Origin of the sequence: Burkholderia sp. RF7-non_BP4, assembly GCF_001521935.1 — a bacterium.
In the GTDB taxonomy this organism is placed as follows: domain Bacteria; phylum Pseudomonadota; class Gammaproteobacteria; order Burkholderiales; family Burkholderiaceae; genus Burkholderia; species Burkholderia diffusa.
On sequence record NZ_LOTA01000098.1, the window covers coordinates 44,234 to 66,546 of the forward strand.

Sequence of the window (22,313 nt, forward strand, 5' to 3'; positions counted from 1 at the left end):
ATGCCCTGAGGCGTTTGGAGGCAGGCTTGGACCACTTGTACGAACTTCGCGCGCTGGTCGAGCGCCATGGCCAGGAAAGCCCGACTGAAACCGCCGTTGGCGGGCTGACGCTTTATGTCGAGACGGATCCCTCCGTGGTCACCTACGTGGTCCACCGGCCGGTTTTGGCCCTAATCCTGGGCGGCGCAAAACGGACGGTGCTGGGAGGCCGGGTATTCGACATCGTGCCGGGCGACTACGTAGCCGTGTCCGTGGACCTGCCAGCGACAGGGCAGGTCACCCAGGCGCCATACTCCGCCGTCACGCTGGACCTGGACTTAGGCATGCTCGCGAGCTTGATCGCCGAGCCCATGGCGCCTCAGGGAGGCGCCGTCGGCGTGGAGGTCAACCACGCTGGGCCCGATTTGCTCGATGCGATGTGGAGATTGGTCAGGTTGCTCGACCGGCCGGAGGACATTGCAGTCCTTGCGCCCATGATCCGGCGCGAGGTGTTCTGGCGGATTCTGCAAAGCCCGTGTGGCCCCATGGTCCGTCAGATTGCCATGGCGGACAGTCGCCTCTCGCAGGTGAGCCGTGCCATCACATGGCTGCGCACCAATTTTTCGGAGTCGGTGCGGGTCGAGCGCTTGGCTGCGTTGGCAGGGATGAGCGCGGTTTCTTTCCACCGCCATTTCAAGGCCGCAACCGCCATGAGCCCGCTTCAATATCAAAAGCAAATCCGCCTCCAGACCGCTCGCGCCCGACTTTTAGCGCAACAAGGAGATGTCGCAGGCGTCGGCTATAGCGTGGGATATGAAAGCCCGAGTCAATTCAGCCGTGAATACGCACGCCAATTTGGAGTGTCTCCCGCGCGCGACATGGCCCGATTCCACGGGGCAGGAGCGCGCGCCCAATGCGTTGCAGACTAGCGATGCCGTTTCTCTCGTTCGACGCTCCCCCAGGGGCGTCTGGCCCGCAACGAACACCCATCGATAATCAAATTTGCAATGCATGGAATGACGGTGACGATCTGATACCCGCCATTGGAACGCCGAGCGGTCGACCGGCAGCAAGGGCTCGACAACCGACCACCACGCAAATCCACGAAGAACCAAATATTTCGCTCATCCCGCGACGGATTTCCCGCCAGCCACCGTTAAACACGGGTACGCATCGCGAGAGCCCCCGTCATGGACCATCCGAACGACATCTCACCGGCCGCCATCGCGCTGAACCGTTTCGGTCTCGGCGCGCGGCCCGACGAAGCGCCGCCTGTCGATCCGAAGGCCGCGCTGGTCGCCCAGTTCGACCGTTACGACCCGAGGCCGGCCGCATGGGCCGGTGAACCCGACGCGGTCACGCTCGCCACGCGCTTCGCGACGACCCGCAACGCGATGACGAGCGACGACGCGGCGGCCAAGCGTGCGACCGAGCAGTCGATCCGCCGCGACGGCTACGACGCATATCGCAGCGCGGTCGCCGCACGACTGAACGGCGCGCTCGTCACGCCCGCGCCGTTCGTCGAGCGTCTGGTGCATTTCTGGGCGAACCATTTCGCGGTGTCGGTCGACAAGGGGCAGGTGGCCGCGTATGCGGGCGCATTCGAGCGCGATGCGATCCGCCCGCACGTGCTCGGCCGCTTCGAGGACATGCTCGTCGCCGTCGAGCAGCATCCCGCGATGCAGCTGTTCCTCGACCAGGCGCGCTCGGTCGGCCCCGACAGCCCGGCCGCGCTGCGTGCTGAAGCCCGCAATCCGGCGGCGCGACGCGGCCTCAACGAGAACCTCGCGCGCGAAATCATGGAACTGCATACGCTCGGCGTACGGACCGGCTACACCCAAACGGACGTGACGGAATTCGCGCGCGCGCTGACCGGCTGGAGCATCGCGGGCGGACGCGGGCCGCAGCCCGGCGATGCGGCGCCGGGCGCTTTCGTGTTCCGCCCGAAGCTGCACGAGCCGGGCACCCGCACGGTGATGGGACGCACGTACGACCAGCAGGGCGAAGCGCAGGCACGCGCGATCCTGGCCGATCTGGCACGTTCGCCGGCGACGGGCCGGCATATCGCGTTCCAGCTCGCCCGTCATTTCGTCGCCGACAATCCGCCGCCCGCGCTTACCGACCGGCTCGCCCGCGCATTCGAGACGAGCGGCGGCGATTTGCCGACCGTCTACCGTGCGCTGGTCGATGCGCCCGATGCGTGGTCGCCGGTCAATCGGAAGTTCAAGACGCCGTGGGAGTGGGCCGTGTCGTCGCTGCGCGGGCTCGGTTGGCGCGACACGGGCGACCTGAAGGCCGCGCCGCTGCTCGCGCAGCTCGGTCAGCCGGTATGGCGGCCCGGGTCGCCGGCCGGTTACGACGACGTTGCCGCGAGCTGGGCCGCGCCCGACGCGCTGGTGCGCCGCGTCGAGATCGCGCAGCGGCTGGCTGCACGCACGGGCGACCGGCTCGACCCGCGCACGCTCGGCAATACGCTGCTGGCCGGCTCGCTGAGCGCGCCGACGGCGACCGCGCTGTCGCGTGCCGAAAGCGCGACCACGTCGCTCGCGCTGCTGCTCGTGTCGCCCGATTTCCAACGGAGATGAACATGGCCCGATCCTTGACCCGTCGACATTTCCTGAGCGTCGCCGCGGCCGGTGCAGGCGCGATCCTCGTCGCGCCGCGGATCGTGTTCGCGAACGTCGAAACCGACCGGCGCTTTGTATTCGTGATCCAGCGCGGCGCCGCCGACGGGCTGAACATCGTCGTCCCGTATGCGGAACCGGCGTATGCGTCGCTGCGCGGCCCGCTGGCGATCGACGCTGCAGCGGCGACGCGCATCGACGGCACGTTCGCGCTCCATCCGTCGCTCGTGCAGACGGCGCAGATGTTTCGCGACAAGCAGGCGCTGTTCGTCCACGCGATCGCGTCGCCGTATCGCGACCGCTCGCATTTCGACGGCCAGAACGTTCTGGAGACGGGCGGGCGCGCGCCGTACCAGGTGAGGGACGGCTGGCTGAACCGGCTCGCCGCGATGTTGCCGGCGACGCGCGACCGCGCGATCGCGTTCGCGCCGACGGTGCCGCTCGCGTTGCGCGGCAGCGTGCAGGCCGCGTCGTATGCGGCGTCCGGTCTGCCGGCCGCACCGGACGACCTGCTCGCGCGCGTATCGGCGCTTTACGAGGCCGACGCGCAGCTCGGGCCGCTGTGGCAGTCGGCGATGGCCGCGCGGGGCCTCGCCGGCGATGCGCATGCGCGCCAGGATCCGGCGGGCGTCGGCAAGCTTGCGGCGACGTTTCTCGCGCGCGACGACGGCCCGCGGATCGCGATGATCGAGACGGGCGGCTGGGACACGCACAGCGCGCAGAACGCGCGGCTCGCGAATCAGCTGAAGGCACTCGACACGATGCTCGCCGCGTTGCGCGACGGACTCGGGCCCGTGTGGCAGCAGACCACGGTGCTCGTCGCGACCGAGTTCGGCCGCACCGCCGCCGCGAACGGCACGGGCGGCACCGATCACGGGCAGGCGTCGGTCGCGATGCTGGCGGGCGGGGCGGTCGCGGGCGGGCGCGTGATCGCCGACTGGCCCGGCTTGCGGCCGGGCGACTTGTACGAAGGGCGCGACCTGAAGCCGACCGCGTCGCTCGATGCGCTGATCGCGGGCGCGGCCGCCGAAAGCCTGCGGCTCGATCCCGGCCATATCGCGGTCACGCTGTTCGCGCAAAGCGGCGCGACGCGGCCGATGACGGGCCTCGTTCGCGCAACCGCGTGACGCGCGAGCCGATGACATATGACACAACAGGGAGAATCGATGATGAAGATCCGATCCGTATCGCTCGCCGTGGTGGCGACGATGAGTGCCGTGCTGATGTCCGCCTGCGTGGTGGAACCGGCTCGGCCGCCGCAGCCCGCGCCGGTCGTCGAGGTGGCGCCGCCGCCGCCCGCGCCCGGTTATCGCTGGGCGAAGGGCCATTACCGCTGGGCCGGCAACCACTGGGCGTGGGTGCCCGGACATTGGGTGGCCGTGTATTGAAGCGCGCGCACGGCGCGTCGCTCACCAACCGATCCGATGCTTCTCCTCGGTTTCGCTGTGCCGCCAGTCGTCGTCCGCGTGCAGATACTGGCTCGTCGTCGTCAGCGACACGTGCCCGAGGTTGTCGCGCACGAGCCGCAGGTCGACGCGGCCATCGGCCATGTGCGAGCCCGCACTGTGGCGCAGCCAGTGCGCGGATGCCTGTTCGAGCACGCGCGCCTGTTCCTCGCCTCCATTCCCTTGCGCTCGCAACCGATCGGCCGCGAACCGGAACACCTGCTTCACGATCCGGTGCAGCGCCGCGCGTGTGAGCGGCTTGCGCGTGCGATTGGCCGGCAGCACGAGCGGCGTGGGTTCGCCGTCGGCCGGCTGCGCGGGCAGGCCATGCGCGCGCCGGTAGCGCGCGAGCTCGGCCATCATCTCGGCGGTGGCCGGCACGAGCCGCTGCCGGCCGCCTTTGCCGGTCACGTCGAGCCACCAGCGGTCGCGCCCGTTCGCATCGCGCCGTGCAAAGAAGTGTCCCATCGTGGTGTCGGCTGCTTCGGTGATGCGCAGCCCGCCGAGATACAGCAGCGTGAACACCCAGCGCGCGCGATCCGCATGGAGGGCGGCGCGCGCGTCGTCGCGCGGCATCGCGGCGATCGCGTCCTTGACCGCCTGCCACAGCGGCGGCCCGAGATGGCGCGTGACGCGCGGCGCGGGCCGTCGTTGCCGCTGCCGGGACAGCGCGAGCGGATTGCCGGCGAGATAGCCGGCCTGCACGAGCCACGAGAACATCACGTTCAGGATCACCATCGCCTGCCGCTGGCTGGCCGCCGACAGCGGGCCGTAGAACGGCCGCCAGCGCGGGTCGCCGCGCGGATGCTTGCGGCCGCCGTTCGCGCACCAGAGTTCGGCGGGCGCGGGAGCGAGCAGGAACTGCCGGTAGCCGACGAGATCCTCGTGCGTGAGCGACGACAGCGGCTTGCCGCACGCGATCACGGCCCACAGCAGCAGGCGTTCGGCTTCCTTGCGGTAATTCTGGAACGTGGTGGGCGTGTCGACGAAGCGCGCGAGCCACGCGCGCACGGCGTCGAGATCATGCGTCGCGGCGATCTGCGGATGCGCGCTGGTCGAGCGGTTGGTGCCCGCGCGTCCGTCGAGCGCGGCCGGCACGGTCAGCGTATCGATCGGCTGCGGCCGCAGCGCGATGCCGGACGGAACGGGTGAGGTCATGCGAAGAGGGGGCGCGGCTCGCCGATGACCGGGCGGGCGCACGCGGCGCGACGAAGCGTACGAGGAAGCGTCGATGGTAATACACGATCGTCATTTGGCGAAACGCAATGAGTGTCCAGTTGGCGCTTATACCGTCTACATCGGTCGTTCAGGCGCGAACCATTTCCTGCTTTCCGGTGTCAGCAGCAGTACTGCGGCGATGAGAAGCAGCGCATGGTTCAATCCGAATCGATAGTGCTGATAGTCGTAGAAGAGCGATGACACGTTCAGCGTCAAAGTGACGATAAGCCGCCATGTTTCGCGCACCTCACCCCAGCGACAACACGCTGTTCAGCAACGTCCGCACGAGCGTCGCCTGCCGCGTGACGCCCGTCTTCGAAAAGATCGCGCGCAGATGCGAGCGCGCGGTGTTCTTGCTGATGTCGAGCTCGTCGGCTGCTTCCTCGAGCGTCGATCCGTTGACGAGCGCGAGCGCCAGGGCGGTCTCGGCCGGCGTGAGGTCGAACAGCTTGCGCACGATGTCGTGCGACGCCTGCGACTTGCGTTCGCCATCGCGGATGAAGATCGCGCACGCGGGCCGGCGCGGATTGTCCTCCGACCATTCGCTGAGCGGGACCGTGCGGATCAGCACGCCGAGCGGCGGCTTGCCGGACGGGCGCGGCACGGCGATCGCCTGCGCGACCGTCGGCGCGCCGCCCGCGCGCTCCGCGAGCACCTGCCGGATCAGCTTCTGCAGCTTGCGGTTCTCCAGCGGATACGCGGCCTCGAGCGTGCCGCCGCGCACGCGCAGGCCGTCGCATTCGGCGAAGATCTCGTCCGCGACGGAGTTGGTCTTCATGATCGTGCCGCGCTCGTCGAGGATCGCGGTCGCGACGAGCATGCGGTCGATCGTGCTCGCGTACAGCATGCGCTCCGATTCGACCATCCCGAACTTCGCATGCAGGCGCACCGCACGCTTCAGGTGCGGCAGCAGCGCGTTGCAGACGGCCTTGTCGGTCACGGAGAACGCGCGGCCGTGATGCGAGCGGCACACGCGGAACCGGCATTCGATCCCGTCGGGCGTGCGCAGGTCCGCGCCCATCAGGTAGCCGACGTCGAACGGCTCGAGAAACTCGCGATACATCGCGCTGCCGCGCCACACGCCGACGCCGAGCAGTTCGTCGACGGTGACGACGCGATCGCTCGGCAGGTTCACGAACGGATCGAGCGCGTAATAGTAGTTGTTGTACGAGGCGACGCCCGGCAGCGGCGCGCCGTGCCCGGACGCATTGATCATCAGCCCCGTGTGACCGCTGGCGGGCCAGCGCAGGATCATCGTCACGTAGTTCGCGTCCAGGTGCGCGCGGATCCGTTCGAGGGCGCCGCCCCATGGCAAGTCCTCCAGCGGGCCTTCGTAGATGGTCGCGAGCAGCGTGTCGAACTGCTCGAGCGTCAGGCTCGATCGGGCAAGGCTCGGGGGAAGGGCCGGGGGCGCCGTGGTCATCGGGGTTGTCTCCTGTTGCCGCCGCCGGGTCGCGGTGCGCCGGGCGTGCGGGTGCGTGCACGGGCGTATCCGGACCGCCGGCGGCGGCGCGCAGCGGCCTGCACCGGAATACGGTAGCGCGCCGGCGCACGCGCGACATCGCACGAATGAGGGTGGCGGCACGCCGTTGTAAGCAATTCGTGAACTTTCCCGAAACGCCGTTCGTCTAATCGGCCCGCCAACGCTTCCCGAGGAACCCCCGATGATTCGCAAGACCAGAACGCTGCTCGGCGCGGCCATGATCGCAGGCAGCACGCTGCTCGCCGGATGCCAGACCGACGCGGCCGCGACGGACGCGCGCGCGGCTCGCCCGGCCGACGGCCGGCCCGTGACACGGACCGTGTATGTCGCGCCGCAGGCGGCGCGCTGCACGGGCGTCACGCCGATGGACTGCCTGCAGGTGCGCAGCAGCCCGGCGGAGCCGTGGAGCCTGTGGTACGCCGGTATCGAGGGCTTTGCGTACCAGCCCGGCTATCAATATGTGCTGGAAGTCGACGAATACCGCGTCGCGCAGCCGCCGGCCGACGGTTCGTCGATCCGCTGGGTGCTCAAGCGGGTCGTCGAGCGCCGTCAGGTGAACTGACGGCCGGCCGTGCCCGCCCGTGGCGCCGCTTACGCGGACGGGCGCTGCGCGACCGGCCTCGGCGGCGCAGCGGCATCGATCCGCCGGAACACGACGGACGACAGCAGCGTGACCGAGCCCATGCAGACGAACGACAGCACGAAGCCGTTCGCCATCGAGCCCCAATGCGCGGCGAACAGGTTCACGAGCCCGCCGCCGATCGACACGCCGAGCCCCATCGCCAGCATCTGCATCATCGTGAACAGGCTGTTGCCGCTGCCGGCGTCGGCGTGCGACAGGCCCTTCAGCGTCACGGCGTTCATCGCGGCGAACTGCATCGAGTTCGCGGCGCCGAACACGATCAGCAACGCAATCTCCAGTGCCGGCGCGGGCCGTGCCGAGACCAGCGCGAACCCCGCGATCGCGCAGCCGACGATCCCCGTGTTCACGATCAGGAACGTCGCATAGCCGAAGCGTTTCGCGAGCGGCGCGATCCAGCGCTTCGCGATCACGCCGGCGATCGCGGCCGGCAGCATCATCATCCCCGACCGCAGCGGCGTATAGCCGAGCTGCACCTGCATCAGCAGCGGCAGCATGAACGGCACGGCGCTCGTGCCGATCCGGCACAGCAGGTTGCCGAGCAGCCCCGCACCGAAGTTCGGCTCGCGGAACAATCCGAGCCGGAACAGCGGCTGCGCACGGCGCCGCGCATGGGGCAGGTACGCGAGCGCGCTCGCCACGCCCAGCACGGCGAGCCCGATGGCCCAGCCGCTGCGGTGCGCGGGCATCGGCGGATCGATCGCGAGCGACAGTGCGATCATCGCGACCGACAGCAGCGCGCAGCCGACGAAGTCGAACGGCGGCGGCTGCATTGCCTGATCGTGCGGCAGGAAGCGCTGCACCGCGAGGAAGCCGACCATGCCGACCGGCACGTTGACGATGAACACCCAGTGCCAGGAAATCGCCTGCGTGAGCCAGCCGCCGAGCGTCGGCCCGACGATCGGGCCGAGCTGCGCGGCGATCGACACGAACGCGATCGCCGCGACGTACCGTTCGCCCGGCACGCGGCGCAACACCGCGAGCCGCCCGATCGGCAGCAGCATCGAGCCGCCGATGCCCTGCACGGCGCGCGCGACGACGAGCTGGCCGAGCGTGTGCGACGCCGCGCAGCCGATCGACGCGAGCGAGAACACCAGGATGGCGAGCGAGAACACGCGGCGCGTGCCGAACCGGTCGGCGAGCCAGCCGGACGCCGGCGTGAGCATCGCCATCGTCAGCGTGTAGACGACCACGACCGGCTGCATCGCGAGCGGCGACGCATGCAGGCTTTGCGCGATCGACGGCAGCGCGGTGTTGACGATCGTCGTGTCGAGCGACTGCATGAAGAACGCGGCGGCGACGATCCACAGCAGCGCGGAGTGTGAGGGTTCGCGGGACATGACGAAACGGCGAGTGCGGCGACCGGCGCGGCGGCGACGTGACGGGCGACGCGGCCCGGCAGGCTCGCGCCGGCGCACGGCCGGTCTTCAAGCGTTCGATGGTACCGATTCCGGTGGCCATCGGGAAGCTGCCCGACGGCATTGACCGTCATCGAACGTGCCGATGAAGCGGCGGGGCGCTCGATCCCGTCTGGCTCATGACCCGACACCGATCGTTCCCGCGGCATCCGGCCGGGTTCCCGCCGGCCGGATCGCGTGGCACGCGCGCCACACGTGGCCGCGTCACGCGGCGCGTTTCTGCGAAATCACCAGCAGCGCGCCGTTGCGGTCCTCCAGCACCGCGCGGTATTCGTGCGGCCCCGCCTGCACCGGCACGCGCACCGACGCGCCGGCCTTCACGACCCGCGCCATCGCCGCGTACAGGTCGTCGTCCTCGTCCACGCGCAGCGTGAGCGCCGCGCGTTCGACGATCTGCTCGTCGCCGGCCACCAGCGCGATCGTCAGCGGGCCGCCGTCGAGCGCGCAATAGCGGTCGCCGTCGCGGAACTTCACGTTCAGGCCGAGCCCGTCGACGAACAGCGGCAAGGCCGTGTCGATGTCGTCGACCGGGTACAGCAGCATCGATACCTTCATTCCCTCTCTCCCTCGTCGTGATGTGTACGGCCGCACCGGGCCGTCGTTCGATGCTAGCGCGCGGTGCCGGCCGCGACGCAGTCTGTTCGGATGACGGTGAAACCCCTCTGTCCCCGCATGCATGCCGTTACTCCAAACAGACGATGCCCGTGCGGGCCCGCGCGCCGACACTCCCATCCGTGGACCGTCGCTATTCGTCCGTATCGTGCGGGCGGCTGCACGACCCCGACTCGTCCAACATACATGGAGACGCACGCAATGAAGTTTTCCCTCATCTACGAAGCCCAGACCACCGACGCATCGCGCGAGGGCGACCACCGGGTGTTCAAGGAGACGGTCGAGCAGGCGCTGCTGGCCGAGCAGGTCGGTTTCGACACGATCTGGTGCGTGGAGCACACGTCGCTGACCAACTATGCGCACATGAGCGCGCCGGAAACCTTCCTTGCGTACCTGGCCGGGCGCACGACGCGCATCGGCCTCGGTCACGGCGTCGTGTGCCTGCCGCCGGCGATGAACCATCCGATCAAGGTGGCCGAGCGCGTCGCGCTGCTCGACATCCTGTCGGGCGGCCGCGTGCATTTCGGCGTCGGCAAGGGCGGCAGCCAGCAGGAAGCGGGCGCGTTCGGCTACGACCTCAACGAACTGCAGCCGATGATCGACGAGTCGATGTACCTGGTCCCGAAGATGTTCGTGCAGGACGAGATCGAGCACGACGGCACGTACATCAAGATTCCGAAGCGTCCGATCCACCCGAAGCCGTTCCAGGATCCGCATCCGCCGATGTATCTCGCCTGCACGAACACCGACGCGCTGCTGCGTGCCGGCCAGCGCGGGATGGGCGCGCTGGTGCTCGGCTTCGGCGGCCCCGACGAAGTCGCGAAGAAGAACGCGATCTATCGCGAGGCATGGGCGAACCGCAAGCCGGAAGACCAGGTCGGCTTCCGCCCGACCCAGCACCTCGCGGCGCTGTGCCCGACGGTCGTGATGGCCGACGGCCAGAAGGCCCGCAAGATCGGCATCCGCGGCCAGCGCTACTTCATGGAATCGCTCGCGTACTGGTACACGGGCGGCGAGCGTCCGGACCCGGCGAAGTGGGGCGACGACCTCGTGCAGGCCGACACCGGCGAGATGGTGATCCGTTCGCGCTTCGCGTCGGAGGAAGTCGTCGTGAACTTCGCCGATCCGGCGCTCGCGATGATGAACCCGAACCACGCGTACGGCACGGTGGACGACTGCATCGGCTACGTGGGTCGCCTGCAGGAAGCGGGCGTCGACGAAGTGCTGTTCCTCTGCCAGATGGGCACGGTCCCGCACGACGCGCAGATGGAGACGATCCGCAACATCGGCGAGCACGTGATCCCGTTTTTCAACAAGGAGAAGGAGCGCGCCTGCGCGTAAGGCGGGCCGGGCCGCGCCGCGCCCGTCGTCCCTTCGGACGATGCGGCGCGGCCGCGCGAGCCCGAGCATCGTCGGCAGGAGCCCTCGCTCGCGGCGCCGGCCGCGACGAACCACTTAGAGAGAGACCGGGATGAGCGCCGCCGCGCGCGCCCCGTATCACAGGAGACATTCGTGCACCGCGACAACGATTCGAACGCACTGGCCGCCACCCTGATCGCCCGGGCCGAGGCGCTGGCGCCGACGCTTGCCGGCCGCGCCGCGCAGGCGGAAGCGCAGGGCCGCATCCCGGCCGAGACGATCGCCGACATGCAGGCCGCCGGCTTCTTCAAGGTGCTGCAGCCGAAGCGCTACGGCGGCTACGAGCTCGATCCGCAGACCTTCTTCGACATCCAGATGGCGCTCGCGCGCGGCTGCATGTCGACGGCATGGGTGTACGGCGTCGTCGGCGTGCACAACTGGCAGCTCGCGCTGTTCGACGAACGCGCGCAGCAGGACGTGTGGGGCAAGGATCCCGCGACGCTGATCGCGTCGACCTACATGCCGGTCGGCCGCGTGACGCCGGTCGAAGGCGGCTTCCGCCTGTCCGGTCACTGGAAGTTCTCGAGCGGCAGCGAACTGTGCGAATGGGTGTTCCTCGGTGCGCTGGTGCCGGCAGCCGAGGCCGGCCAGCCGCCGGAATACCGCACGTTCCTGCTGCCGAAATCCGACTACCGGATCCAGCAGGACTGGGACGTGCTCGGCCTGCGCGCGACCGGCAGCCACGACATCGTCGTCGACGACGTGTTCGTGCCCGCGTATCGCACGCACAAGGCGCTCGACGGGATGATGGGCACGAGCCCGGGCCTGGCCGTCAACGACGCGCCGCTGTTCAAGCTGCCGTTCGCGCAGATCTTCGTGCGCGCGGTGTGCACGTCGTGCATCGGCGCGCTGCAGGGCGCGCTCGACGATTTCACCGGCTATGCGGCCACGCGCGTGTCGGCCAACAGCGGCGCGAAGACGACCGACGATCCGGGCGCGCAGAACGCGTGCGCGAACGCGGCCGTCGCGATCGACGAGATGAAGGTGCTGCTCAAGCGCAATTTCGCAGAACTGATGGCGTCGGTGACGGGCGGGCCGGCCGTGTCGATCGAGCGCCGCGTGCATTTCCGCTACCAGTCCGCGCAGGTCGCCGAGCGCTGCGCGCAGGCCGCGAACGCGCTGCTGCGCTATGCGGGCGGCAACGGCATCTATCACCGCAATCCGCTGGTGCGCCGCTTCCTCGACCTGCACGCGGCCCGCGCGCACTACGCGAACAACGTGGACCGCTTCGGCCAGAACCTCGGCGCCGTGATGCTCGGCCGCGAGAACACGGACTACTTCATCTGACGAGGCCGCGATGAACGACACGCAAGCGCAGCAATACGTGTTCGACGTCGTGGTCGTCGGCTCGGGCGCGGGCGCGCTGCTCGCGGCATGCCGCGCGGCCGACCGCGGGCTGTCCGTCGTCGTGATCGAGAAGACGGCGCTGTACGGCGGCACGTCGGCGATCTCCGGCGGCGGCATCTGGATACCGTGCAACCACCACATCGCGGAACTCGGCGCGACCGATACGCGCGAGGCCGCGCGCCGCTATCTCGATGCGTGCACGGCCGGCGCATCGTCGCGCGAGCGGCTCGACGCGTATCTCGACCAGGCGCCCGCGATGTTGCGTTACCTCGAAACGAAGACACCCGTGCGCTACCAGGCGCTACCGAAGTACGCGGACTATTTCCAGAAGCTGCCGGGCGCGATGCCGGGCTATCGCGCGCTCGATCCGCTGCCGTTCGACGGTGCGCTGCTCGGCGACGAGCTCGACCGGCTGCGTCCGCCGTCGCCCGGCACGCTGATCGGCGGCCGCGTGGCCGTGACGTCGAAGGAGGCGCACACGCTGTTCTCGCGCGGGCCGGGCTTCATGAAGCTCGCGATCGCGCAATTCGGCCGCTACTGGCTCGATGTCGGCGTGCGTCGCCGCACGCGGCGCGACCGGCGCCTGACGCTCGGCAATGCGTTGATCGGCGGGCTGCGCCGCGCGCTGCTCGAGCGCAACGTGCCCGTCTGGCTCGACACGCCGATGCGCGACCTGCTCGACGTCGACGGCCGCGTGACGGGCGTGCGCGCGCAGCGCTTCGGGCAGCCGGTGACGATCGTCGCGCGGCGCGGCGTGATCCTCGGCGCGGGCGGTTTCGAGCGCAACCAGCCGATGCGCGAACGCTACCTGCCGCAACCGACGCAGATGCGATGGAGCGCGACGCCGCCGGCCAACACCGGCGACGCGATCGCCGAAGGCCACCGGCTCGGCGGCGCGCTCGCGCTGATGGAACACGTCTGGGGCGCGCCGACGGTCGGCGTCGCGGGCGAGGAGAAGCAGCGCGCGCTGTTCGTCGAACGCAACCTGCCGGGCTGCGTGATCGTCAACGGCCTCGGCAAGCGCTTCGTCAACGAAGCCGCGCCGTATTCCGAATTCGTGCCGGCGATGTATCGCGACCATGCAAGCACCGGCGCGTGCGTGCCGGCGTGGATGGTGTTCGATGCGCGCTTTCGCCGCAAGTATCCGTGCGGTCCGATCATGCCGGCGCCGATGATGCCCGATTCGCGGATTCCGGACGCGTTTCGCGACGTGCTCGTGACGGCCGACACGATCGATGCGCTCGCCGCGCGGATCGGCGTCGATGCGGCCGGGCTGCACGACACGCTGCGCGACATGGCGCGTTACGCGGCAACCGGTATCGACGAGGCGTTCGGCAAGGGCGACAACCTGTTCGACACGTATTACGGCGATCCGAGGAACCAGCCGAATCCGTGTCTCGGGCCGGTCGACGAGGCGCCGTTCTATGCGGTGCGGATCGACGCGGGCGACATCGGCACGAAGGGCGGGCTCGTCACCGACGCGCACGCGCGCGTGCTGCGCGCCGACGGCGCGCCGGTCGACGGCCTGTACGCGATCGGCAACACCAGTGCATCGGTGATGGGCGCGAGCTACCCCGGCGCGGGCTCGACGCTCGGTCCGGCGATGACCTTCGGGTTCATTGCCGCCGACCACCTGGCCGCGCAAGCGGCCGACGCCGGCGGCCGGTCGGACCGGCCGTCCACGACTGAACTAGACGGAGTCCAATGATGAGCGATCTCACTACCCATCCGCTGCGCACCGACATGCTGCTGGCGATGCGCCGCCTCGCGCGCTCCGTCACGGTCATCAGCAGCGCGCACGACGGCCGGCGCTACTCGATGTCCGCGACGGCGGTCGATTCGCTGTCGACCGAGCCGCCGTCGCTGCTGATCTGCATCAACCGCAATGCGTCGCTGTATCCGCCGCTCGACGCCGGTGCGCCGTTCTGCGTGAACGTGCTGTCGGCACGCCACGAAGGCATCGCGATCGACTGCAGCGGCCGCCTGAAGGGCGAGGCGCGCTTCACGACGGGCGAGTGGCGCACGTCGCCGCTCGGCGTCCCGTATCTGCACGATTCGCAGGCGAGCCTCGTGTGCGAGCAGGACGGCCGTTTCGAATACGGCACGCATACGGTGTTCATCGGGCGAATCCGCGAAGTGCTGATGAGCGGCGACGTCGATCCGCTCGTCTATCTCGACGGCGCATATACGACGCCGGGCGCGCCTGCGAACCGCGCGGCCGCGTGACGGCCGCGTGCTTGACCGCATCGGAAAGAGACGACTCATGACACGCAGACTGAACCGCAATATCGCGAACGATGCGGACACAACGATCATGCGAGCGCTCGTGCCGTTGATCGGTGCTGCGGCAACGCAAGTGCCGAACGCGTTCGCATGCATCGCGCCGGCGCTCGCGTCGAACCCGGCACGGATCCGCGCGGGCGAAACCGGCCGGCATGCGGCCGGTGCGGCATGAGGAGCCGGCGATGAGCGATTCCCGTTTTCACCGGCTGACCGTTGCCGACGTCATTGCCGAAAGCGACGACGCATGCTCGTTCGTGTTCGACGTGCCCGCCGCGTTGCGCGATGCGTTCGCGTACCGGCCCGGCCAGTTCCTGACGCTGAACGTGCCGTGCGCCGACGCGACCGTCGCACGCTGTTACTCGCTGTCGAGCGCGCCGGGCATCGACGCGGCACCGAAGATCACCGTCAAGCGCGTGCGCGACGGCCGTGCGTCGAACTGGCTGTGCGACCGCATCCGTGCGGGCGATGCGCTCGACGTGCTGCCGCCGGCCGGCGTGTTCACGCCGCGCACGCTCGACGGCGACCTGCTGCTGTTCGCGGGCGGCAGCGGCATTACGCCGGTGCTGTCGATCCTGAAATCGGCGCTCGTGCACGGCCGCGGGATGCTGACGCTGATCTATGCGAACCGCGACGAGCGCTCGGTGATTTTCCGCGACGAACTGCGGCAGCTCGCGCACCGCCATCCGGGTCGCCTGCGCGTGATCCACTGGCTCGACAGCGTGCAGGGCGTGCCGCAGCAGCGGCATCTCGAGGAGCTCGCGCGGCCGTTCAGCCAGCAGGAAACGTTCATCTGCGGGCCGGCGATGTTCATGGAGAACGCGCTCGCCGCGATGCTCGGCCTCGGGCTGCCGCGCGCGCGCGTGCATGTCGAGCGCTTCGCGTCGCTGCCCGATGCGCCGGCACAGGGCGACGCGGCGGCATCGTCCGCAGCGACTTCCGCGGCCGACTCCGGCGATGGCGCGGCGATCGAGACGGTGCTCGATGGCGAGGCGTTCGCCTTCGACAGCGCGCCCGGCGAAACGCTGCTCGACGCGATGCTGCGCGCCGGCCTGCCCGCGCCGAATTCCTGCCGGATGGGGCAGTGCGGCGCGTGCATGTGCCGCGTCGAACGCGGAGAGGTGGCGCTCGACGATAACCACGTGCTCGACGACGACGAGATCGCGGCCGGCTGGACGCTCGCCTGCCGCGCGCGGCCCGCGAGCGACGCACTGCGCGTGGTGTTCCCCGATTGAGCCGTGGCGCGCCGGCGGCGCGCGCGGCAACCCTGTTGCGATGCCTATGACGATGGACAACGAAATCCTCACCACGCCCGCGCTGATCGCGCGGGCTGCCGCGCGCCACGGCGCGCATCCGGCGATCGAGTCGGAGCACGGCCGGCTGACCTATGCGGAACTCGACGCGGCGCGTCTCGAGGCGGCGCGCGCGCTGCTCGCGAGCGGCATCGACGCGGGCGACCGGATCGCCGTATGGGCGCCGAACCTGCCGCAATGGATCGTCGCGGCGCTGGCGATCCATACCGTCGGCGCGATTCTCGTGCCGGTCAACACACGGATGAAGGGCATGGAGGTGGGCGGCATCCTGCATGACGGCGGCGCGCGGCTGCTGTTCTGCTGCGGCACCTTCCTCGGCGAATCCTATCCGGCGATGCTCGCGCCGCATCGGCCCGCGACGCTCGAACGCGTCGTCGTGTTCGACGGCGAACCGCCGTCCGGCGCGCGCGACGAAACCTGGAACGCGTTCCTCGCGCGCGGTGCGGCGGTGCCGCTCGCCGCCGTGCGCGAGCGGGAGGCGCAGGTGACACCGGATACGGTGATGGACCTGATGTTCACGTCCGGCACGACGGGCCGCCCGAAGGGCGTGATGACCGCGCACGGCCAGAACCTGCGGGCCGCACAGGCGTGGGCCGCGATCGCCGGCGTGCGCCAGGACGACCGCTATCTGATCGTCAATCCGTTTTTCCATACGTTCGGTTACAAGGCAGGCTGGCTCGCCGCACTGTCGAGCGGTGCGACCGTGCTGCCGCATCTCGTGTTCCAGCCCGCCGACGTTTTGCGGCGCATCGCCGACGAACGCGTGTCGGTGCTGCCCGGCCCGCCGACGCTGTATTACGCGCTGCTCGATGCGCCCGATCGCGCGACGCGCGACCTGTCGTCGCTGCGGATCGCGGTGACGGGCGCGGCCGCGATCGCGCCGAGCCTGATTGAGCGGATGCGCGCGGAGCTCGGCTTCGAGACCGTGCTGACCGGCTACGGGCTGACGGAATCGTGCGGGTTCGCGACGCTGTGCCGGCATGGCGACGACGCGGAGACGGTCGCCTCCACCTCGGGCCGACCGATGCCGGGCGTCGAGTTGCGCATCGCGGGGCAGGACGGCGCGGCGCTCGGGCCGGACGAGACCGGCGAGATCTGGGTGCGCGGCTACAACGTGATGCGCGGCTATTTCAACCAGCCGGACGCGACGCGCGAAACCGTCGACGCGGACGGCTGGCTGCATACCGGCGACCTCGGCTGCGTCGATGCGAACGGCAACCTGAAGATCACCGACCGGATCAAGGACATGTTCATCGTCGGCGGCTTCAACTGCTATCCAGCCGAGATCGAGCGGCTGCTGGCCGCGCACCCGGCGATCGCGCAGGTTGCGCTGGTCGGCGTGCCCGATACGCGGCTCGGCGAAGTCGGGCATGCATACGTCGTGCTGCGTCCCGGCGCGCACACCGACGCCACCGCGCTGAACGACTGGGCGCGCAGCAACATGGCGAACTACAAGGTGCCGCGGCATTTCACGTTCGTCGAGCAACTGCCGACGAGCGCGGCCGGCAAGGTGCTGAAGTACCGGCTGCGCGCGGGCACCGAAGCGGCGGCCTGACCGCCGGCGCGCGATACGTCACCAACGGGATGAACGCATGAACGACAACGGATTTCCGCAGGGCGCGGTGCTCGTGTTCGGCGGCAGCGGCGGGATCGGGCAGGGCGTCGCGCGCGAATTCGCGCGTGCCGGCGTGCCGGTCGCGCTCGGGTATCGCAGCAAGGCCGACGTGGCCGAGCGTGTCGCGCGCGACCTGCGCGGCACGGGTGTCGCGGCCACCACGCATCGCGTGGACGTGACCGATCCCGCGCAGATCGATGCGGCGCTCGCGGCCGCGATCGACGCGCACGGTCACGTGCATACGATCGTGTGGGCGGCCGGCCCGTTCGTGAACCAGCGCCATATCGGCGACATGACGCACGACGACTGGCGGCGCGCGATCGAGGTCGAGACGGTCGGTTTCTTCAATGCGGCGAAGGCCGCGTTGCCGCATTTGCGCGCGTCGGGCGGCGGGTCGTTCGTGACGCTCGGCTCGGCCGGGCATCTGCGCTGGCCGGATCGCGATGGATTGTCGGTCGCGCCGAAGGCGGCGAACGAGGCGCTCGTGAGGGGGCTCGCGCGCGAGGAGGGCCGTCACGAGATCCGCGCGAATTCGATCCTGGTCGGCGTGATCGAGGCCGGGATGTTTCCGGTGCTGCTCGAAAGAGGACAGTTCGACCAGGCGTGGATCGACGAGACGCAGAACATGCTCGCGCTCAAGCGCTGGGGGAAGGCGCACGATATCGGCCGCGCGGCGGTGTTTCTCGCGTCGGATCGCGCGAATTACATCACGGGGCAGCAGTTGAATGTGTCCGGTGGGTACGGGTTGTAGCGGATGCATGGGGCCCGCTCGGGCGAGCGGGCTTGGCAGCGGGATGCTTCAGTTGTCCTGGGCGCTGACGTCGCCGGTTTGCGCAATCTTCGCCAGCACGCGTTTCTGGTATGCGTACCAAGAAGTCAGGCATGCTTTGTCCCGGCAATTCTTCTCGCGAAAATTCCATTGCTTACGCGTTCGTTCGGCAAATGCCGCTTTGTCGATGACGGCGTTTTTTGCCTGCTGGTACGTGGCGGCAAGATCGCGGTCGTCGGCCGCGAGATCCGGATCATGGCAGATCAGAAACTCCGGAATGGACTTCGCCTTGGCACAGTCGAAGCTCGTTTGTTGCAGCGGTGAAGCGGCTACGTTGCTCGCAGACTGGTTTGCTGCCGGATCGGCAGCCGGGGACGTTGATTGTGTCGGAGGCGAGATGATCGCCGGTTGCGGTGCCTGATTCAAGGTTGCGATGCGTTGACCATAGGGTGTCAACTGCCCTGACATCGCGTCTTCGATCATCGCGCCGATCAACGAGTTAGGCACAACCCTGACAGTCTCGGTCTTCAGAACCGAGTCGCCGGCCATCGTTTGCGACTTCGCGAAATTGCACGGAGCTTGGCACGTAATGCGATTCGCTATATTCGGATTGTCCTCGTCTACTAAAAGCAAAATATAACTTCCGTCCCGAAGGCCGACGTAGCGCATCATCACAAGCGCTTTTGCGGCCTTTCCTGCTCGGACGTCATCTTCGCTGAGCGCCGGCTCATACCCGTACGTACCGTCCTGGCTCATTGCGTAATTGTGCGACGGAGGAGCAGGGGTGGGCACGGGTGCCGGGGCGGGCGGGAGTGTGGTGGTGTCGCTTGCCTTAGTCGAGCTAGCTGGCAACGCTTGCGCGCTGCTGTCGGAATGCTTCGAGTCGCAAGCGGCTACCATGCCTGCGGTCAGTAAAAGAAGTGCGATGCGCTTCACGATATCCCCGAGAGTTGACTTGATCTTATTAATTGCTGACGGTCGGTTCAGACATCCGACACATTCCGCTTCGATTGCGATTGAGTTGCGGACCTGCCGGCATTCCGGATCAGCTTTATCTTGGTTGGGCATTGTATCAATGTGGGTCCGCCCTTTTGTAATTCTATAAAGCAGAAAATCAGTGCGCCGCAATGATTCTCGTTCAGCGGTGAGCGTCGCGGATGAATCTCTGTCCGCCAGCATGCGCGTTGACCAGGGCATCGTGGTAGCCGGGTGCGCTTGACGTGACGCATCAAAGCGTTTGAATGCGCGACGACATTCACAGATACCGGTCTCGGTATTCCCCCTGACTCGCACAGCACGCTCCCGCATCCGGATTATCGTCGCGGCCGGCACAAGGTCACACGAATGAAACGCTTTTCGCGTTGCGCGCCGTGTGACGTGGTTGCTCATCGTGCCGAAACGGCATACCGACGGCTCGCCCGTACTTGTCCGGTGCGCATTGCGGTGCTCGCTGCAAGCCGCTCCGGTTATCAGCGTAGCGTCGAAGCCCCGAAAACAGATGCGTTCCTGAAACATTTCCGTCGATTCCCTCCCGCGTAACCCCGCACGTCAGGCCGCGACGCTTGTCCCGCGCCGGTCCGCGCCGCATGGCACACCCCTTGCAGTTAGGCCGGGGCTGCTCGACATAACCGCGATCGATGGCAACCACGAATCGCGGGAGCGGCACGCAACGACATCGAAATATCGGGGATCGGATCGCGCCGCGGGATGACGGCCGGTCGTGTCGGACGCGCGATGCGTCGTATCGGCGACACGAACGGACACCGCACGTGCGATCCGTCAAACAGCAAGCTTGCTTGCAAGATGTCGTGCCGGGGGACCCGCTGCGCGTGGCGGCATGCGCTGCACGCGGCGGGTCGGCTCGCCCGGCACATGTCGGGGAGACGCCCGTGAAAACGACAGTGAACCAATGGGCAGCGCTGGCGATGGTGTTCGCGGCTGGCGCGCACGCGCAGGAAATCTACCTGCAGGGCGGCACGCAAGGCGTCGGCATCGGCGCGGCCGTGAGCTTCAACTCGGTGCTGGGCGCACACGCGGATTTCAATGCGATCAATCTGACGCATGACTTCACCGTGGCCGGCAATCGCTATCAAGACGACATCAAGCTGCGGCAAGGCGGCCTGTATGCGGACATCTTTCCATGGCGCGGCAGCGGCTTTCGCGCGACGATCGGACTGCGCTTCAACGACGACGAAATCCGCGGCGTGTCGGTGCCGACCAACGGCACCTACGTGTTCGCCGGCAAGCGCTACCCGGCGCTGCCCGGGATGTACGCGGTCGCGGAGGCGCGCTATCCGACCGTGATGCCGTATGTCGGGATCGGTTACGGGCATCGGCCGGCGTCGAAAGGGCTCGGCTTCGTCGCCGACATCGGCGTCGCATACGGAATCCCGCGCTGCTCGTACACGCTGTCGCCGGAACTCGCCGCCGCGGCCGGACCGCAGAAGAGCCAGGTCCTGGCCTCCAGCGGCCTCGACGAACTGAACCGGATGATGTCGCGGTATCGCTGGTATCCGGTCCTGCAGATCGGGATCTCGTACCGGTTCTGAGCAGGATGTGCTACTGGATGCGAATCAGCGCGGCGCTCACCGGTGCCACCTTCACGGTCACCTGCCGATTCGCCACGGCAAGCGTCTGCTGCGGCGTGCCGTTCCATGCGCCATTCAGCGCGACCGCTTGCCCGCCGAACGTGATCGGTGTCCCGCCGTTGTAAATGCCCGGATTGGCGAGCTGGGCGCCCGTTGCGTCACCTGACGAAGCGAGCGTCATCACCGTCGCGCGCGACGCCTGCGAACCGAGCGTGACGGTAACGTTTGCGGTGCTCACCGTATCCTTGTTGTTGATGATGACGTAGGTCGCGCCCTGACTGGTCGCGACCGCGAATGCGCTCACGGCCGCCGTGCTCGCGCTCAGCGTCGTATTCAGGAATTCACCTGCGCCGCCGCCCGCGAAGATTTGCGAAAAGAACAGCAGCGCGTAATAGAGCGGCTGCACGGCCGTGACTTCGCCTTGCGAATCGGCGATCGCGGTATAGCTCGCGATCGATCCGTTGTTGTGGAAATTCAGGCCGCTCGCGCCGTACTGCGCATGCGTGAAGATGAAATCGATCGCCCACAGCGCGCTCGCGAACACGTTGCTGACGCCGGCCGGCTTCGTGCTGTTGAAATACGAATTGGTCTCGTCCATCCGGAACGGCACGCCGGCCTTCTGCGCGGCGGACCGCATGCTTTGCAGGGCCGTGACGAGATTCGCATCGGGGTAGGCGAGCATCCCGGCGATCGAGGGCGCGTTTTCGTTGTAGTTGCTGATGTAGTAGTGCTCGGTCAGCAGTGCGATGTTCCTGCCCTGGCTCGCCGCGAACGACTCCGCCCAGCCCGGCGTGTCGCTGGCGGCGGCCGGCCCGCTGAACACGGCGCCGCTGACGGCGCCCGCGATCGCCTGCGCGAACTGGTTCCATCCCGCGATCGTGCCCTGGGCGACGGTGCCGCCGTTCAGGAAGATGCCGTAGGTGATCCCGGCCAGGTTCGGCGTCCTGCTGTCGCCGTATTGATCGGGCTCGTTACCGATCTCGAACGCGAGTAACTGCCCGCCGAGCTGCTGCGACACATACAGCGCTTCGTCGGCCGCTTGCGCCGGCGATGCCACCGAGCCGCGCGCGCCGGCGAAATTGATCCCGTAGATCACTTTCCATGCGGGACATTGCTTGAGGCACGCGACGAATCGCGCCACGTCAATACGCGACACCTGCCCGCGGATCTGCCCCGGCCCGTTGGGCGCCCACGTCATGCGGTCGACGCTGTTCCCGCCGATGCGCAGCACGCCGCCGCCGAGCGCGTTGAGCAGCCCGATCAGGTTCGTGTTGTCTCCGCGGAAGTAGTTGTTGTTGATGTCGGCTTTTTCGAAGCTGAGGCTCGCGAAGTGGGCATCGAGCGCGGCGGTGCCGGACGCGGGCTGCTGCACGGCGAGCGTCAGCGAGACGCCGTCAGGGTGCGGGTCCGGCGGCGGTGCGTCGGACCCGCCGCCGCCGCATGCGGCCAGCATCGATACGGCTGCATACGCGCCAAGGCGAATGAAGTCGCGCCGGTTCATCGCCGCCGACGCCTCGTACAGGTCGGACAGCGAAAGCGGGTTTTTTGTGGTTTTCAATTTGT

General features: G+C 68.3%; 20 protein-coding genes. 14 read left to right on the top strand and 6 right to left on the bottom strand.

Annotated features, from left to right (window positions below; genetic code table 11):
• Positions 1 to 26: 26 nt before the first annotated feature.
• From WS49_RS32525 to WS49_RS32540, 4 genes are all read left to right on the top strand, one after another.
• Positions 27 to 908 carry an AraC family transcriptional regulator gene (locus tag WS49_RS32525; protein WP_059537797.1) on the top strand — a complete coding sequence of 294 codons (882 nt, stop codon included), beginning with the start codon at positions 27 to 29 and terminating at the stop codon, positions 906 to 908.
• A 261-nt stretch (positions 909 to 1,169) separates the two neighbouring features.
• Positions 1,170 to 2,564, top strand: a complete 1,395-nt coding sequence (locus WS49_RS32530; protein WP_059537639.1) for a DUF1800 domain-containing protein — start codon at positions 1,170 to 1,172, stop codon at positions 2,562 to 2,564.
• A gap of 2 nt (positions 2,565 to 2,566) precedes the next feature.
• A complete protein-coding gene (locus WS49_RS32535) occupies positions 2,567 to 3,730 on the top strand; it encodes a DUF1501 domain-containing protein (protein WP_059537642.1) in 1,164 nt (387 codons plus the stop codon).
• Positions 3,731 to 3,772: 42 nt separating this feature from the next.
• Positions 3,773 to 3,991, top strand: coding sequence for a YXWGXW repeat-containing protein (locus WS49_RS32540; protein ID WP_059537645.1), 219 nt, complete (start codon positions 3,773 to 3,775; stop codon positions 3,989 to 3,991).
• Positions 3,992 to 4,012: 21 nt separating this feature from the next.
• Here the strand turns inward: WS49_RS32540 and WS49_RS32545 are convergent, their stop codons facing one another.
• Together WS49_RS32545 and WS49_RS32550 are read right to left on the bottom strand one after the other, a co-directional pair.
• On the bottom strand, positions 4,013 to 5,206 hold the full coding sequence (locus WS49_RS32545; protein WP_059537648.1) for a tyrosine-type recombinase/integrase: 1,194 nt from the start codon (positions 5,204 to 5,206) through the stop codon (positions 4,013 to 4,015).
• 307 nt (positions 5,207 to 5,513) lie between these two features.
• Positions 5,514 to 6,689 carry a helix-turn-helix transcriptional regulator gene (locus WS49_RS32550; RefSeq protein ID WP_059537651.1) on the bottom strand — a complete coding sequence of 392 codons (1,176 nt, stop codon included), beginning with the start codon at positions 6,687 to 6,689 and terminating at the stop codon, positions 5,514 to 5,516.
• A 241-nt stretch (positions 6,690 to 6,930) separates the two neighbouring features.
• Here WS49_RS32550 and WS49_RS32555 point away from each other — a divergent pair, with 241 nt between their 5' ends.
• Positions 6,931 to 7,311 (top strand): DUF4377 domain-containing protein, encoded by a 381-nt coding sequence (locus WS49_RS32555; protein ID WP_059537654.1) that lies wholly within the window; start codon positions 6,931 to 6,933, stop codon positions 7,309 to 7,311.
• 29 nt (positions 7,312 to 7,340) lie between these two features.
• Here the strand turns inward: WS49_RS32555 and WS49_RS32560 are convergent, their stop codons facing one another.
• Together WS49_RS32560 and WS49_RS32565 are read right to left on the bottom strand one after the other, a co-directional pair.
• Positions 7,341 to 8,729: a DHA2 family efflux MFS transporter permease subunit gene (locus WS49_RS32560; protein ID WP_059537657.1), complete on the bottom strand. Its 1,389-nt coding sequence runs from the start codon at positions 8,727 to 8,729 to the stop codon at positions 7,341 to 7,343.
• Between the two features lie 282 nt (positions 8,730 to 9,011).
• Positions 9,012 to 9,362: a VOC family protein gene (locus WS49_RS32565; RefSeq protein ID WP_057925050.1), complete on the bottom strand. Its 351-nt coding sequence runs from the start codon at positions 9,360 to 9,362 to the stop codon at positions 9,012 to 9,014.
• A 258-nt stretch (positions 9,363 to 9,620) separates the two neighbouring features.
• Between WS49_RS32565 and WS49_RS32570 the strand changes: the two genes are divergently transcribed.
• From WS49_RS32570 to WS49_RS32605, 8 genes are all read left to right on the top strand, one after another.
• Positions 9,621 to 10,760, top strand: coding sequence for an LLM class flavin-dependent oxidoreductase (locus WS49_RS32570; protein WP_059537661.1), 1,140 nt, complete (start codon positions 9,621 to 9,623; stop codon positions 10,758 to 10,760).
• Between the two features lie 171 nt (positions 10,761 to 10,931).
• Complete coding sequence (locus tag WS49_RS32575; protein ID WP_059537664.1) at positions 10,932 to 12,125, top strand: acyl-CoA dehydrogenase family protein; 1,194 nt, start codon at positions 10,932 to 10,934, stop codon at positions 12,123 to 12,125.
• A gap of 10 nt (positions 12,126 to 12,135) precedes the next feature.
• Positions 12,136 to 13,893: an FAD-dependent oxidoreductase gene (locus tag WS49_RS32580; protein ID WP_059537666.1), complete on the top strand. Its 1,758-nt coding sequence runs from the start codon at positions 12,136 to 12,138 to the stop codon at positions 13,891 to 13,893.
• Positions 13,893 to 14,411, top strand: a complete 519-nt coding sequence (locus WS49_RS32585; RefSeq protein WP_059951051.1) for a flavin reductase family protein — start codon at positions 13,893 to 13,895, stop codon at positions 14,409 to 14,411. Before WS49_RS32580 ends, WS49_RS32585 begins: the two co-directional genes overlap by 1 nt.
• A gap of 37 nt (positions 14,412 to 14,448) precedes the next feature.
• Positions 14,449 to 14,640 carry a hypothetical protein gene (locus tag WS49_RS32590; protein ID WP_059537672.1) on the top strand — a complete coding sequence of 64 codons (192 nt, stop codon included), beginning with the start codon at positions 14,449 to 14,451 and terminating at the stop codon, positions 14,638 to 14,640.
• Between the two features lie 10 nt (positions 14,641 to 14,650).
• Positions 14,651 to 15,700 (top strand): ferredoxin--NADP reductase, encoded by a 1,050-nt coding sequence (locus WS49_RS32595; RefSeq protein ID WP_059537800.1) that lies wholly within the window; start codon positions 14,651 to 14,653, stop codon positions 15,698 to 15,700.
• Between the two features lie 46 nt (positions 15,701 to 15,746).
• On the top strand, positions 15,747 to 17,333 hold the full coding sequence (locus WS49_RS32600) for a FadD3 family acyl-CoA ligase (RefSeq protein ID WP_059537675.1): 1,587 nt from the start codon (positions 15,747 to 15,749) through the stop codon (positions 17,331 to 17,333).
• A 37-nt stretch (positions 17,334 to 17,370) separates the two neighbouring features.
• Positions 17,371 to 18,144 (top strand): SDR family NAD(P)-dependent oxidoreductase, encoded by a 774-nt coding sequence (locus WS49_RS32605; protein WP_059537678.1) that lies wholly within the window; start codon positions 17,371 to 17,373, stop codon positions 18,142 to 18,144.
• A 48-nt stretch (positions 18,145 to 18,192) separates the two neighbouring features.
• Here WS49_RS32605 and WS49_RS32610 read toward each other — a convergent pair whose 3' ends face one another.
• Positions 18,193 to 18,918, bottom strand: coding sequence for a lysozyme inhibitor LprI family protein (locus tag WS49_RS32610; RefSeq protein ID WP_059537681.1), 726 nt, complete (start codon positions 18,916 to 18,918; stop codon positions 18,193 to 18,195).
• Positions 18,919 to 20,087: 1,169 nt separating this feature from the next.
• Here WS49_RS32610 and WS49_RS32615 point away from each other — a divergent pair.
• The gene (locus tag WS49_RS32615) at positions 20,088 to 20,711 is read left to right on the top strand and encodes a hypothetical protein (RefSeq protein ID WP_373557217.1); all 624 of its coding nucleotides are present in this window, start codon (positions 20,088 to 20,090) and stop codon (positions 20,709 to 20,711) included.
• A gap of 10 nt (positions 20,712 to 20,721) precedes the next feature.
• Here WS49_RS32615 and WS49_RS32620 read toward each other — a convergent pair whose 3' ends face one another.
• Positions 20,722 to 22,308: a hypothetical protein gene (locus tag WS49_RS32620; protein ID WP_059537686.1), complete on the bottom strand. Its 1,587-nt coding sequence runs from the start codon at positions 22,306 to 22,308 to the stop codon at positions 20,722 to 20,724.
• Positions 22,309 to 22,313 lie beyond the last annotated feature (5 nt).

What these genes read in the sequence shown, in the direction of transcription:
- WS49_RS32530 (WP_059537639.1), top strand. Translation starts at nt 1,170, where the DNA reads ATGGACCATCCGAACGACATCTCACCGGCCGCCATCGCGCTGAACCGT.
- WS49_RS32535 (WP_059537642.1), top strand. Translation starts at nt 2,567, where the DNA reads ATGGCCCGATCCTTGACCCGTCGACATTTCCTGAGCGTCGCCGCGGCC.
- WS49_RS32540 (WP_059537645.1), top strand. Translation starts at nt 3,773, where the DNA reads ATGAAGATCCGATCCGTATCGCTCGCCGTGGTGGCGACGATGAGTGCC.
- WS49_RS32545 (WP_059537648.1), bottom strand. Translation starts at nt 5,206, where the DNA reads ATGACCTCACCCGTTCCGTCCGGCATCGCGCTGCGGCCGCAGCCGATC.
- WS49_RS32550 (WP_059537651.1), bottom strand. Translation starts at nt 6,689, where the DNA reads ATGACCACGGCGCCCCCGGCCCTTCCCCCGAGCCTTGCCCGATCGAGC.
- WS49_RS32555 (WP_059537654.1), top strand. Translation starts at nt 6,931, where the DNA reads ATGATTCGCAAGACCAGAACGCTGCTCGGCGCGGCCATGATCGCAGGC.
- WS49_RS32560 (WP_059537657.1), bottom strand. Translation starts at nt 8,729, where the DNA reads ATGTCCCGCGAACCCTCACACTCCGCGCTGCTGTGGATCGTCGCCGCC.
- WS49_RS32565 (WP_057925050.1), bottom strand. Translation starts at nt 9,362, where the DNA reads ATGAAGGTATCGATGCTGCTGTACCCGGTCGACGACATCGACACGGCC.
- WS49_RS32570 (WP_059537661.1), top strand. Translation starts at nt 9,621, where the DNA reads ATGAAGTTTTCCCTCATCTACGAAGCCCAGACCACCGACGCATCGCGC.
- WS49_RS32580 (WP_059537666.1), top strand. Translation starts at nt 12,136, where the DNA reads ATGAACGACACGCAAGCGCAGCAATACGTGTTCGACGTCGTGGTCGTC.
- WS49_RS32585 (WP_059951051.1), top strand. Translation starts at nt 13,893, where the DNA reads ATGAGCGATCTCACTACCCATCCGCTGCGCACCGACATGCTGCTGGCG.
- WS49_RS32590 (WP_059537672.1), top strand. Translation starts at nt 14,449, where the DNA reads ATGACACGCAGACTGAACCGCAATATCGCGAACGATGCGGACACAACG.
- WS49_RS32595 (WP_059537800.1), top strand. Translation starts at nt 14,651, where the DNA reads ATGAGCGATTCCCGTTTTCACCGGCTGACCGTTGCCGACGTCATTGCC.
- WS49_RS32600 (WP_059537675.1), top strand. Translation starts at nt 15,747, where the DNA reads ATGACGATGGACAACGAAATCCTCACCACGCCCGCGCTGATCGCGCGG.
- WS49_RS32605 (WP_059537678.1), top strand. Translation starts at nt 17,371, where the DNA reads ATGAACGACAACGGATTTCCGCAGGGCGCGGTGCTCGTGTTCGGCGGC.
- WS49_RS32610 (WP_059537681.1), bottom strand. Translation starts at nt 18,918, where the DNA reads ATGAGCCAGGACGGTACGTACGGGTATGAGCCGGCGCTCAGCGAAGAT.
- WS49_RS32615 (WP_373557217.1), top strand. Translation starts at nt 20,088, where the DNA reads ATGGTGTTCGCGGCTGGCGCGCACGCGCAGGAAATCTACCTGCAGGGC.